This is a genomic window from Roseovarius sp. A46 (assembly GCF_004126395.1).
Lineage (GTDB): Bacteria > Pseudomonadota > Alphaproteobacteria > Rhodobacterales > Rhodobacteraceae > Roseovarius > Roseovarius nitratireducens.
This window is the reverse complement of sequence record NZ_PVWS01000016.1, coordinates 38,080-50,122: the sequence shown is the minus strand read 5'-3', so window position 1 is coordinate 50,122 and position 12,043 is coordinate 38,080. Positions and strand designations below refer to the sequence as shown.

Annotated in this window: 13 protein-coding genes and 3 tRNA genes; 13 read left to right on the top strand and 3 right to left on the bottom strand. The window is 66.3% G+C overall.

Annotated features, from left to right (window positions below; genetic code table 11):
* Positions 1 to 38 precede the first annotated feature (38 nt).
* The gene (tgt, locus tag C6W92_RS10170; RefSeq protein WP_129432858.1) at positions 39 to 1,169 is read left to right on the top strand and encodes a tRNA guanosine(34) transglycosylase Tgt; all 1,131 of its coding nucleotides are present in this window, start codon (positions 39 to 41) and stop codon (positions 1,167 to 1,169) included.
* A 203-nt stretch (positions 1,170 to 1,372) separates the two neighbouring features.
* Entirely contained in the window at positions 1,373 to 3,787 is a 2,415-nt protein-coding gene (lon, locus tag C6W92_RS10165) for an endopeptidase La (protein WP_129432857.1), read from the top strand.
* A 218-nt stretch (positions 3,788 to 4,005) separates the two neighbouring features.
* Here the strand turns inward: lon and C6W92_RS10160 are convergent, their stop codons facing one another.
* The gene (locus C6W92_RS10160; RefSeq protein WP_104019006.1) at positions 4,006 to 4,203 is read right to left on the bottom strand and encodes a hypothetical protein; all 198 of its coding nucleotides are present in this window, start codon (positions 4,201 to 4,203) and stop codon (positions 4,006 to 4,008) included.
* 147 nt (positions 4,204 to 4,350) lie between these two features.
* On the opposite strand from C6W92_RS10160, the gene C6W92_RS10155 reads away from it, so the two are divergent.
* From C6W92_RS10155 to C6W92_RS10105, 11 genes are all read left to right on the top strand, one after another.
* On the top strand, positions 4,351 to 4,785 hold the full coding sequence (locus C6W92_RS10155) for an HU family DNA-binding protein (RefSeq protein WP_129432856.1): 435 nt from the start codon (positions 4,351 to 4,353) through the stop codon (positions 4,783 to 4,785).
* A gap of 18 nt (positions 4,786 to 4,803) precedes the next feature.
* A tRNA-Val gene (locus tag C6W92_RS10150) sits at positions 4,804 to 4,878 on the top strand.
* A 127-nt stretch (positions 4,879 to 5,005) separates the two neighbouring features.
* Positions 5,006 to 5,320, top strand: coding sequence for an HPF/RaiA family ribosome-associated protein (locus tag C6W92_RS10145; RefSeq protein WP_129432855.1), 315 nt, complete (start codon positions 5,006 to 5,008; stop codon positions 5,318 to 5,320).
* Positions 5,321 to 5,351: 31 nt separating this feature from the next.
* Positions 5,352 to 7,226, top strand: a complete 1,875-nt coding sequence (locus C6W92_RS10140) for an SLC13 family permease (RefSeq protein ID WP_129432854.1) — start codon at positions 5,352 to 5,354, stop codon at positions 7,224 to 7,226.
* 71 nt (positions 7,227 to 7,297) lie between these two features.
* Positions 7,298 to 7,373 (top strand) — tRNA-Val (locus C6W92_RS10135).
* Positions 7,374 to 7,491: 118 nt separating this feature from the next.
* Positions 7,492 to 7,568: transfer RNA gene (locus tag C6W92_RS10130), tRNA-Asp, on the top strand.
* Between the two features lie 160 nt (positions 7,569 to 7,728).
* Positions 7,729 to 8,298 (top strand): type III secretion system chaperone, encoded by a 570-nt coding sequence (locus tag C6W92_RS10125; protein WP_129432853.1) that lies wholly within the window; start codon positions 7,729 to 7,731, stop codon positions 8,296 to 8,298.
* 66 nt (positions 8,299 to 8,364) lie between these two features.
* Positions 8,365 to 8,601 carry a BolA/IbaG family iron-sulfur metabolism protein gene (locus tag C6W92_RS10120; RefSeq protein WP_129432852.1) on the top strand — a complete coding sequence of 79 codons (237 nt, stop codon included), beginning with the start codon at positions 8,365 to 8,367 and terminating at the stop codon, positions 8,599 to 8,601.
* Positions 8,601 to 8,858, top strand: coding sequence for a hypothetical protein (locus tag C6W92_RS10115; protein ID WP_129432851.1), 258 nt, complete (start codon positions 8,601 to 8,603; stop codon positions 8,856 to 8,858). Before C6W92_RS10120 ends, C6W92_RS10115 begins: the two co-directional genes overlap by 1 nt.
* Positions 8,855 to 9,217 carry a Grx4 family monothiol glutaredoxin gene (grxD, locus tag C6W92_RS10110; RefSeq protein ID WP_104019013.1) on the top strand — a complete coding sequence of 121 codons (363 nt, stop codon included), beginning with the start codon at positions 8,855 to 8,857 and terminating at the stop codon, positions 9,215 to 9,217. The genes C6W92_RS10115 and grxD overlap by 4 nt, the downstream gene beginning before the upstream one ends.
* A gap of 49 nt (positions 9,218 to 9,266) precedes the next feature.
* A complete protein-coding gene (locus tag C6W92_RS10105; RefSeq protein WP_129432850.1) occupies positions 9,267 to 9,509 on the top strand; it encodes a hypothetical protein in 243 nt (80 codons plus the stop codon).
* A 123-nt stretch (positions 9,510 to 9,632) separates the two neighbouring features.
* Here C6W92_RS10105 and ispG read toward each other — a convergent pair whose 3' ends face one another.
* Together ispG and C6W92_RS10095 are read right to left on the bottom strand one after the other, a co-directional pair.
* Entirely contained in the window at positions 9,633 to 10,757 is a 1,125-nt protein-coding gene (gene ispG / locus C6W92_RS10100) for a flavodoxin-dependent (E)-4-hydroxy-3-methylbut-2-enyl-diphosphate synthase (RefSeq protein ID WP_129432849.1), read from the bottom strand.
* Between the two features lie 69 nt (positions 10,758 to 10,826).
* Positions 10,827 to 12,041, bottom strand: coding sequence for a RodZ domain-containing protein (locus C6W92_RS10095; RefSeq protein ID WP_129432848.1), 1,215 nt, complete (start codon positions 12,039 to 12,041; stop codon positions 10,827 to 10,829).
* Positions 12,042 to 12,043 lie beyond the last annotated feature (2 nt).

Here is a 12,043-nt window from a genome sequence, read left to right as displayed (position 1 = left end):
TTCGTCGGATATGGTGCCGCTCTGTTACGGGAAGCGGTATGTCAGCATCATTCAACTATTCGCTCATGGCAACCGACGGTTTGGCGCGCGCGGGCGTCATCCGCACGACGCGTGGCGACATTGCCACGCCTGCCTTCATGCCGGTGGGCACCGCCGGCACCGTGAAGGGGATGCTGCCCGAAAGCGTGCGCGCCACCGGGGCGGATATCCTGCTGGGCAACACGTATCACCTGATGCTGCGTCCCGGCGCGGGGCGGGTGGCGCGGCTGGGGGGGCTGCACCGGTTCATGAACTGGGACGGGCCGATCCTGACGGATTCGGGTGGATTCCAGGTGATGAGCCTGTCGGGGCTGCGCAAGCTGACCGAAGCGGGGGTCACGTTTCGCAGCCATGTGGACGGATCGCGCCATGAATTGAGCCCGGAGCGGTCGATGGAGATACAGGCGTTTCTGGGCAGCGATATCGTGATGGCGTTCGACGAGTGCCCGGCGCTGCCCGCCGACCGCGCGCGGCTGGCCGAGAGCATGCGGCTGTCGATGCGCTGGGCGGCGCGGTCGCGCGAGGCGTTTGGCGACCGCCCCGGTCATGCGCTGTTCGGGATTCAGCAGGGCGGGCTGGAACGCGATTTGCGCGAGGAGAGCGCGGAGGCGCTGTGCGCGATCGGCTTTGACGGGTATGCCATCGGCGGGCTGGCGGTGGGCGAGGGGCAAGAAGCCATGTTCGAATGCCTCGATTACGCGCCCGGCATGCTGCCGGAGGACCGCCCGCGCTACCTGATGGGGGTGGGCAAGCCCGACGATATCGTCGGCGCGGTCAAGCGCGGAGTGGACATGATGGATTGCGTGCTACCGTCGCGTTCGGGCCGGACGGGGCAGGCGTGGACGCGCCGGGGGCAGGTCAACCTCAAGAACGCGCGGCACGCCGACGATCCCCGCCCGCTGGACGAGGACTGCACCTGCCCCGCCTGCCGCGGCTATTCGCGCGCCTACCTGCACCATGTCTACCGTTCGGGCGAGATGATCGCGGGGATGCTGCTGACCTGGCACAACCTGCATTATTACCAGGAATTGATGGCAGGGATGCGCGCGGCGATCACCGGGGGGCGATTTGCGGCGTGGGAGACGGAGTTTCACGCCGCGCGGGCGGAGGGCGATATTGCGCCATTGTGAGGATGGCAGCCCGACGGCCGGCGCGGCAATTCGACATGGCGCGACCGATGCGCCCTTGTGCGACGGGGCCTGTCGAGGCATTCTGCGCGCCAATTCGTTGAAACCCGGGGGTGCACGCCCCAAATGAGGGGTAACGCAACGGAGAGGGCCCTCGCTGCCGCCGAGCCGGGGCAGGCCCTCTTGCTAGAGACAGGAAACCGAGCATGACAGACCAACTCAACGCCTCTTACCCGGTGCTGCCGCTGCGCGACATCGTCGTGTTCCCGCACATGATCGTGCCGCTCTTTGTCGGGCGCGAGAAATCGGTACGCGCGCTGGAAGAGGTAATGTCTGACGACAAGCAGATCCTGCTGTCGAGCCAGATCGACCCCGCCGACGACGACCCCGCCGAGGACGGCATCTTTCGCGTCGGTGTGCTGGCCAATGTGCTGCAACTGCTGAAGCTGCCCGACGGCACCGTGAAGGTGCTGGTCGAGGGCGTGCGGCGGGTGCGTATTGTCGAGTTTCTCGGGCAGGAGGAATTCTTTGCCGCCCGTGCCGAGCTTATCGACGAGATGCCGGGCGATCCGACCACCACGCAGGCATTGTTGCACACGGTGGCCGAGGAATTCGCGCGCTACGCCAAGATCCGCAAGAACATCCCCGACGAGGCGCTGGCGGCGGTGAGCGAGGCCGAGGATTCGGCGCGGCTTGCCGATCTGGTATCGGGGCACCTGGGCCTTGATGTCGAGCGCAAGCAGGAGCTTCTGGAGACGCTGAGCGTGAGCGAGCGGCTGGAGAAGGTCTATGGCCTGATGCAGGGCGAGATGAGCGTGTTGCAGGTCGAAAAGAAGATCAAGACCCGCGTCAAGAGCCAGATGGAGCGCACGCAGCGCGAGTATTACCTGAATGAGCAGATGAAGGCCATTCAGAAGGAGCTGGGCGACGGCGAGGACGGCGAGGGCGAGATCGCCGAGCTGGAAGCGCGCGTCAACGAGACCAAGCTCAGCAAGGAAGCGCGCGAAAAGGCCGAGGCCGAGCTCAAGAAGCTCAAGAACATGAGCCCGATGAGCGCCGAGGCGACGGTGGTGCGCAATTACCTCGATTGGATGCTGTCGATCCCGTGGGGCACCAAGAGCCGGGTCAAGAAGGACCTGAACCGCGCGCAGGAGGTGCTGGACGCCGATCACTACGGGCTTGAGAAGGTCAAGGAGCGGATCGTCGAATACCTCGCAGTGCAGCAGCGTTCGAAAAAGCTCAAGGGGCCGATCATGTGCCTCGTGGGCCCGCCGGGCGTGGGCAAGACCTCGCTGGGCAAGTCGGTGGCGCGCGCGACGGGGCGCGAGTTCATCCGCATCAGCCTGGGTGGCGTGCGCGACGAGAGCGAGATTCGCGGCCACCGCCGGACGTATATCGGCTCGATGCCCGGCAAGATCATCCAGTCGCTGAAGAAGGCCAAGACCACCAACCCGCTCATCCTGCTCGACGAGATCGACAAGATGGGGCAGGATTTCCGGGGCGACCCGGCGAGCGCGATGCTGGAGGTTCTGGACCCCGAGCAGAACTCAACCTTTGTCGATCACTATCTCGAGGTGGAATACGACCTCTCGAACGTGATGTTCCTGACCACGGCCAACAGCTACAACATGCCGTCGCCGCTTCTGGACCGGATGGAGATCATTCCGCTGGCGGGCTATACCGAGGACGAAAAGCGCGAGATCGCCAAGCAGCACCTGTTGCAGAAGCAGATCAAGAACAACGGCCTGAAAAAGGGCGAGTTCGAGCTGACCGACGCAGCGCTGACCGATATTGTCCGCTATTACACCCGCGAAGCCGGGGTGCGGAACCTCGAACGCGAGATCGCCAAGATCGCGCGCAAGGCCGTGACGCGCATCATCAAGGGTAAGGACAAGGCGATAACCGTGACGCCCGAGAACCTTGGCGATTTCCTGGGCGTGCGGAAGTTCAAGTTCGGTCTGGCAGAGGAGAGCGATCAGGTCGGCGTGGTCACGGGCCTCGCCTATACCTCCGTTGGCGGTGAGCTTCTGAACATCGAGGCGCTGCGCCTGCCGGGCAAGGGCCGGATGAAGACCACCGGCACCCTGGGCGACGTGATGAAGGAATCGATCGACGCGGCTTCTTCCTATGTGCGGTCCGTGGCACCGGAATTGGGCATCAAGCCGCCCAAGTTCGAGAAATGGGACATCCACGTGCACGTACCCGAAGGGGCGACGCCCAAGGACGGGCCCTCGGCGGGTCTTGCGATGGTCACCTCCATCGTATCGGTGCTCACGGGCATCCCGATCCGCAAGGACATCGCCATGACCGGCGAGGTCACGCTGCGCGGCAACGCGCTGCCCATCGGGGGGCTGAAGGAAAAACTGCTCGCGGCGCTGCGGGGGGGGATCAAAACGGTGCTCATTCCGCGCGACAACGAGAAGGACCTGACCGAGATCCCCGACAACGTGAAGGAGGGGCTGGAGATCATCCCCGTCGATCACGTGCGCGACGTGCTCAAGCTGGCGCTGGTACGGCAGCCCGAGCCGGTGGACTGGGATCAGGAGGCCCACGAGGCCGCCGTCGCCGAGGCCGCGCTCAAATCCGGCGATGACGAAGCGCGGGGCACGGTGGCGCACTGACGCGGTGCACCTGGTCGAAAGCAGGAACGGCGCGGGGGCAACCTCGTGCCGTTCTGTATTTGCGATCAGGGAATACGCGTTCGGGCGGCGTGGGCCGTTGCAACGCGCGCCTCCGCTTCAGGCGCGGTGCGTGTGCACACCTTGCCGAGCGCCGGTCGAGAAACGGTGAAAGAGGGCACCGCCCCCGACCGATTACCGTCTGGACGATGCGCGCGGTGTCAGTGGCCGTAACCCATCCCGACGATGATCATCAGCAGCATCAACGGGATGATGAGCTGTCCGACATCCTGCGAGTTGTCGGTTGTATCCGCGATGATGACCTCGGGTTCGACCACCGGGTCGCTGAGCGCCCCGGCAAGCAGGGGCGAGGCGGCGAATGTGGTGGCACACGCGATGGCGCAAGCAAGATTCTTCAAGACTTTGTTCCCCAGTATGATTTTGCGACGCTGTCAACGATAGGGTTTCAGCGCTCGCAAGGTCAACTGTTGGGTGGAATTGTCGTCGTTGGGGCGTTAGGCTGTTGCTGCAAAAGCACCAATTTGAGCACAGGATCGAGGCGTTTCATGGCAACGAAGGCAGGCCCGCGCGGCGGCGCACCAAAGGCAGCGACCACATCGCGCAAGAGCAGCGAGCCCCCGGCCAAGCCCGCGGCCGCCGCGCCGAAGCCGGTGGTGGTGGCGGAGACCGCGCCCGAGCCGGTGCTGCCCGATCTCAAGCGGCAGGAATTGCTGGCGCAGGTGGTCGCGCGCTCGGACGTGAAGAAGAAATTTGCCAAGCCGGTGCTTGAGGCGGCGCTGGCGCTCATCGGCGAGGCGCTCGCCGAGGGGCGCGAGCTCAACCTCGCGCCGATGGGCAAGGTCAAGATCAACCGCACCAAGCAGATGGCCAATGGTCGCGTGATCATCGCCCGTATCCGGCAGAATGCCGCCCGCGGTGCGGAGGCCGGAACGGCGGATGATAAAGATGCGAAAGAGGTGGTTGCAGACCCCCGGAAGTGACGCTAAATAGCCGCGCACGGGTGATTAGCTCAGTGGTAGAGCGCTTCGTTCACATCGAAGATGTCAGGAGTTCGAATCTCTTATCACCCACCATTTTCCCTGTAGTGGTGACAGGCTGGCGGCTGGCGTGTTTGCGGTGGTTCGGGGCGGTGATTTCGGGTACCCAGAGGTATCGTGGCCCGGGTCACGGCACATCCGTCACACTCAAGAGAGGTCCGGCATGCAATTCCAACTCAACACCGACTCGCATATTCAGGGCGATGACAGGCTGGCCGAGATCGCCGAGGGCATCGTCACCGCGGCGCTGGGGCATCTGGCAGAGCGCCTGACGCGGGTCGAGGTCCACCTGGCCGACGTGAACGCGGCCAAGGGGGGGGGCGATGACATCCTGTGCACCATCGAGGCGCGCCCCGAGGGGATGCAGCCCCACTCGATCAGGCATTCCGATGCGGATGTGGAGGCCGCGCTGCGCGGCGGCGGTCGCAAGATACGGGCACTTCTGGACAGCGAGTTTGGCAAGCGATCGGCGCGCTGAGCGCGCGCGCCCCGTCTGAAAGGCCGGCGCCGTGACACTCGACCAGGTGCTCATTCTGTCGATCCTCGCGGCTACGCTCGGGCTGTTCATGTGGGGCAGGCTGCGCCATGACGTGGTGGCGCTCGCTGCGCTGATGGCCTGTGTGATCGCCGGGCTGGTGCCCGCGGGCGCGGCCTTTGCCGGGTTCGGGCATCCGGCGGTGATCACCGTCGCCTGCGTCCTGATCCTGAGCCACGGGTTGCAGACCACCGGCGCGGTAGACTGGCTGGCGCGCGGGCTGTTGCCGCGCGATACCGGGCGGCTGGCCAGCATGGGCGCGCTGGTCGGGCTGGGGGCGGCGCTGTCGGGGGTGATGAACAATGTGGGTGCGATGGCGCTCCTGATGCCGGTGGCGATGCAATTGTCGGACCGGCTGGACCTGACGCCCGGGCAGGTGCTGATGCCGCTGGCCTTTGGCACGATTCTGGGGGGCATGACCACGCTGATCGGCACGCCCCCCAACCTGATCGTCTCGGGCTTTCGCGAGGAGGCGGGGCTGGGACAGTTCGCCATGTTCGATTTTGCACCGGTCGGGGTGGCCGTGGCGGGGGCGGGCGTCATCTTTGTCACCTTGCTCGGTTGGCGGCTGGTGCCGGAGCGCAAATCCGTGGCGGGGGAGGGGTTCGATACGGGGGCGTATTTCACCGAATTGACGGTGCCCGACGACAGCAAGGCCGTGGGCCTCACGCTGCGCGGTTTTGAGCGCGAGATCGAGGACAGCGACGCGCAGGTGGTCGGGCTGATACGCAACGGCGTGCGCCTGACCGCGCCGCATGGCGGGCGGCGCATCCGCGCGGGCGACGTGCTGGTGCTGGAGGCCGATGTCGAGGCTCTGGGCGAGGCGGTGTCGGTGTTTGGCATCTCGCTCGAAGATGCGGAGGCGGCGGCGGCGCAGGTGGTGGAGGACGAAGAGGGGCGCGCAGGCTCTGGCGGTACGGCGGAGGACGCGGAGGGCGCGGACACCGAGGAGGAGGAGGACGCGGAGGAGGATCGGTCGCGCGACGGTGATGGCCAGATCGTGCTGCGCGAACTGGCGGTGCTGCCGGGTGCGACCATCGTCGGGCGCTCGGCCCGCGACCTGCGGCTGCGCACGCGCCACGGGCTCAACCTGCTGGCGGTGTCGCGCGAGGGCCACCCGCCGCGCACGCGGCTGCGGACGCTGAAGCTCAAATCCGGCGATCTGTTGCTCGTGCAGGGCGCGGCGGAGGCCGTGACCGGCTTCGTCAAGGAGACCGGCTGCGTGCCGCTGGGCGCGCGCGACCTGCGCATTCCCGACAAGCGCATGGCGATCATGGCCGGAGCGATCATGGTTTCGGCGATCGCGTTGGTGACGCTGGGGCTGTTGCCTTCGGCGGCGGCCTTCGCGCTGGGGGTGCTGGCCTCGATGGTGCTGCGCACGGTGCCGCTCCGGCAGGTTTATACCGCGATCGACTGGCCGGTGATCGTGCTGCTGGGTGCGCTGATCCCGGTGGCGGGCGCGATGCAGAGCACCGGCGCTGCCGATTTGCTGGCGCGGTTCCTGGTCGGGACCGTGTCGCAGGGCAATCCGGTGATCGCGCTGGGGGTGGTGCTGGTGACGACGATGTTCCTGTCCGACGTGATGAACAACGCTGCCACCGCCGCCGTCCTGTGCCCCGTCGCGCTGGGCATTTCCGCGACGCTGGGCGCCAATCCAGACAGCTTTCTGATGGCGGTGGCGATCGGGGCCTCTTGCGCGTTCCTGACGCCGGTGGGGCACCAGAACAACACCATGATCCTCGGGCCGGGCGGGTTTCGGTTCGGGGATTACTGGCGGCTGGGCCTGCCGCTCGAGGGGCTTGTCGTGCTCGTCGCGATGCCGCTGCTTTTGGTGTTCTGGCCGTTGTAAGGCGCCGGTGTGGGCCTCGTGTCGACAAGTCCCTTGTGCGCGGGCGGGCGCTTGGCTATCAGGCGCGGGCAGGGTGATTAGCTCAGTTGGTAGAGCGCTTCGTTTACACCGAAGATGTCGGGAGTTCGAGTCTCTCATCACCCACCATCCCAAGCCCGGTCGGCGCCCGCCGTGAAAACCGCGATTTCGCGAGCCAAAGCTGCTTGACGCGGGCCCGGGCGGCGCTTAGAAGCGCGTCACGCCCGGGCGACCGGGCAGGCAGCGGGCGGTTGTAGCTCAGCTGGTTAGAGTGCCGGCCTGTCACGCCGGAGGTCGCGGGTTCGAGCCCCGTCAACCGCGCCACTGCTGCCATTATTTTTCAAAGGCCCTCGCCCCGGCGGGGGCTTTTGCGTTCGGGCAGGCCGGTCCCGTTGACAGGTGGCCCCTTCACGTTTCGGCGAGGGCCGTGGCGCGGTCCCGGTCCCTGTGGCAGTCTCGGAACAGCCCGGATGAAGGACACGCCATGCCCCGCCTGACGCTGCTCGCCGCCCTGCTGATGTTGCCGTTCACGCTGCTTGCACAGGAGACCGCGCCCGAGGAACCGCCTGCGACCGGCACGCCGCCGGATGCGGCAACCGAGCCGGCCATGACCCTCGACCGGCTCGATGCGATCATCCGCGCGCTCGACCCCGAGGCGCAGAGGGACGGCGCGGTCTGGCAATTGATCATCGACGATGTGCAGGTGCTCGTCGTCACGGATGAGAGCGCCGACCGGATGCGCGCCATCACCCCGGTCGCGCGCAGCGCCGATGTCACGCCCGACCAGATGACGCGCATGATGCAGGCCAATTTCGACAGCGCGCTCGACGCCCGCTATGCCATCGCCAAGGAGATCCTGTGGTCGGCCTATATTCACCCGCTGGCGGCCCTGAAGAAGGATCAGCTCATCTCGGGGATCGGGCAGGTCGTGAACCTCGCGCAGAGCTTTGGCACGCTCTATTCCTCGGGCGGGCTGCTATATGGCGGTGGCGACAGCGGCGCGTTGCAGCGTGCCCTGATCGACGAACTTCTGAAGAAGGGCGAGGAAATCTGAGCGTCCCTTGCACGCGGCCCCCCGGCGGTCTACATCTGCGGCAGAGGACACAAGGGAGACAAGCCGATGGCCCTTCTCGCTTCCGATCTCGAGGCGCTTATCCGCGAGGCTCTGCCAGATGCCCGCATCACCGTCGAGGGCGATGACGGCGTGCATTTCGCCGCCGAGGTCATCGACGAAAGCTTTCGCGGGTTGAACCGCGTGCAGCAGCAACGTCTCGTCTACGCCGCGCTCAAGGGCAAGATGGACGGCCCCGACGGTGCGATCCACGCGCTCGCGCTGACCACCAAGGCCCCCGGCTGATGTCGGGTGCGGCGATCATCACGGTGCTGTCAGGCCTCGTCCTGTTGCTGGCCGTGCTGCGCGCCGCGCAGGTCCTGCGCCAAGAGCGCGAGAGCGGGAGCGGGGCCCGGCGCGGCACCGAGCCGGGATCCGGCGACAGCATCATCGAATCGCACTATTCCTCCGGGGTGAGCGGCGGGCAATCCATGACCTATCGCATCTCCCGCGATCCGCAGACCTACGCGAAACTCTTCATACCCAAGGACCGCAAAAAATGACCGACGCCAAGACCCGCATCCAGGAAACCGTAAGCACCTCCGACGTGGTGCTGTTCATGAAGGGCACCAAGGACATGCCGCAATGCGGCTTTTCCAGCCGCGTGGCGGGGGTGCTCAATTTCATGGGCGTCGATTTCGCCGATGTGAACGTGCTTGCCGACGAGGGCATCCGCCAGGGGATCAAGGATTACTCCGAGTGGCCCACGATCCCGCAACTCTACGTCAAGGGAGAGTTCGTGGGCGGCTGCGACATCGTGACCGAGATGACGCTCTCGGGGGAGCTCGACCAGCTTCTCGACAAGAGCGGCGTGGCCTACGACAAGACCGCCGCCGAGAAGATCCGCGAAGCCAACGCGTGAGGGTGGCACGCACCATACCGTTCGCCCCGCGCCAATCGGGGAGGTGACCATGCCTACCAGCGCGCTCGCCCTGATCCTGCTTACGCCCTTCATCGCGATCTTTGCCTATGCAGCCTGGCACGAATGGCATCGGGTGCGGGAGGATGGGCACAGCAATTACGGCCTCGCCTACGATCCCGAGACCGACAGCACCCACGTCACCCTGCTGGAGGAAGGTGCGAGCGGGTACGACCCGGAGACCGAGTACGCGGCGGACGACGACGGCGGCACCGGACAGGACGAGACGAGGTAAGCGCCGCCGGTACTGGCTGTCTGGTCGGGGTAAAGGCATGCTGTGCGGGCACGCCTTTTCCCGCGCGGGCAGTCGCTGGGCGTCCCAGCCATGCCTGGCCGGAATGCCCCGGTTTTGCCGGCCTTATTCTGCCGCCTGCGCTGCGCTCGCCTCGATTTCGGCCGCGCGTTTCTCGACCTCTTCGACGATATGCGAGATCATCGCGTCGTTCGACATCTTGTGGCTTGCCTTGCCTGCGAGATAGACCATGCCGTGGCCCGCGCCGCCGCCGGTAAATCCAACGTCGGTCATCAGCGCCTCGCCGGGGCCGTTGACCACGCAGCCGATGATGCTGAGGCTCATCGGCGTCTTGATATGCGCCAGCCTCTCTTCCAGCTCCGACACCGTGGCGATCACGTCGAAGCCCTGCCGTGCGCAGGACGGGCAGGAGATGATATTGACGCCCCGGTGCCGCAGCCCAAGCGACTTGAGGATGTCATAGCCGACGCGCACTTCTTCGACCGGGTCGGCCGACAGGCTTACGCGGATCGTGTCGCCGATTCCGGCCCAGAGCAGGTTGCCCAGCCCGATCGCGCTCTTGATCGTGCCGGACATGAGCCCGCCCGCCTCGGTGATGCCGAGATGCAGCGGCGCGTCGGTCGCGTCGGCCAATTGCATGTAGGCGGCGACGGCCATGAACACGTCCGAGGCCTTTACGCTGATCTTGAAATCAAAGAAATCGTTGTCCTCAAGAATGCGGATATGGTCGAGGCCGGATTCCACCATCGCGTCGGGGCAGGGCTCGCCATACTTGTCCAGGAGGTGCTTTTCCAGCGATCCCGCGTTGACCCCGATCCGCATCGAACAGCCGTTATCGCGTGCCGCAGCGATCACCTCGCGCACGCGCCGCTCGTCGCCGATATTGCCGGGGTTGATCCGCAGGCAGGCTGCGCCAGCCTCCGCCGCCTCGATGCCGCGCTTGTAGTGGAAATGGATGTCCGCGACGATTGGCACCGGGCTTTCGCGCACGATCTCGCGCAGGGCCCGCGACGACGGCTCGTCAGGCACCGAGACGCGCACGATGTCGGCCCCCGCCTCGGCGGCGGCCTGCACCTGCGCGACGGTGGCGGCCACGTCGGTGGTGGGCGTGTTGGTCATGGTCTGCACGGTGATCGGTGCCCCGCCACCCACCGGGACGGAACCGACCATGATCCGGCGGGATTGGCGGCGTTCGATATTGCGCCACGGGCGGATGGGATTATGCGTCATGGCTGGCCCCGTTGGGTTGGGATGCTCTCCCGGTCCAGATAGCCTGCCGTGCCTGTCGGGACAACCGGGCTATTGCTGCGGTTCTTGGGGCAGCTCTGCGACTACGCGCATCAGGTCGTTATCCGAGTCCGGGTCGGCGAGCGCGTAGCGCTCGGTCAGCGCATTGGGGGCCAGCGCGAGGTTCGCGGTTACCGCACCGCGCGGGCCTGCGGGGCCGTAATGCTCGCCGTTCACGGCGAAATAGACTGCGCCGGATTCGCCCACGCGGATGGTCGGCGGCTCCTCGGTGCCGGGCACCTCGTAGGTATCGCCCGCGTTCATGATTCCCTCGTAGATCACGCTGCCGTCGGCGGCGCGCACCCGCACCCAGGCCGGGCGCACGGCGACGACCTGAACCTTGTCGGGCGCGCCTTCTACCACCTTTGGCACCACCGCCGGGGCATCATCGGTCGTCTGCTGTGCTGCGAGCAGGGCGCGCTCGATGGCGCTGTCGCGATCGGCCTCGGGCGGGGTGGGGCTCAGCGTGCCCACCTTGCTCGGGTCGAGCATCGAGATCGGCGCGTCGCGCGCGACCATCACCGGCACCTCGAGCGGGCTGGGCCGATAGAGCCGTGTCAGCCGGTCCTCGCGCGGGGCCTCGAAGCCGCTGGGGGCCGCGTCCGTGTCTACCGCTCGGTCCAGTGGATCGAGTTCGGCGAGCACCAGCGGCGTGTTCTCTACTGGCGAGAGCCGGACCTGCTGCACCTGCCGAAGCACGCTCCAGCCGCCATAGCCGATGGCCCCGATGAGCGCCACCAGAACCAAGGCCGAGCCGATGGCGCCCGGCTCGATCCGCGACAGCACGCTTTCGCGCGCGGGGGCAAAGGGCGTGCCTATGCCCGACAGGGAATCGCCCGCCGCAGGCCTGGACTTTGGTTCCTTCCGGGGCGCGGCGGGCCGGTAGCGTGACGACGCCTGTTCGGACATGCCATGCGCGATGGAAAATCCCGATTCAGTGCAGAACGCGGCAAAGGCGCGGTCAGGGTCCATGCCGAGATAGCGCGCGTAGGAGCGCACGTAACCGGGGATGAAGCCGGGTGTGTCGAAAACGGAGGGGTCGGCATTCTCGATGGCGGCCACGTAATTGGCGCGGATGCGCAACTCGCGCTCGACATCCAGAAGCGATTTTCCAAGGGTGGCGCGCTCGCCGCGCATCAGGTCGCCTAGACGCAGGTCATAGGCGTCGAAACCGCGGATATCGGCCTCTTCGGTGTTCGTGTCGAGCGTCCGACGGCGGCCTATCATGT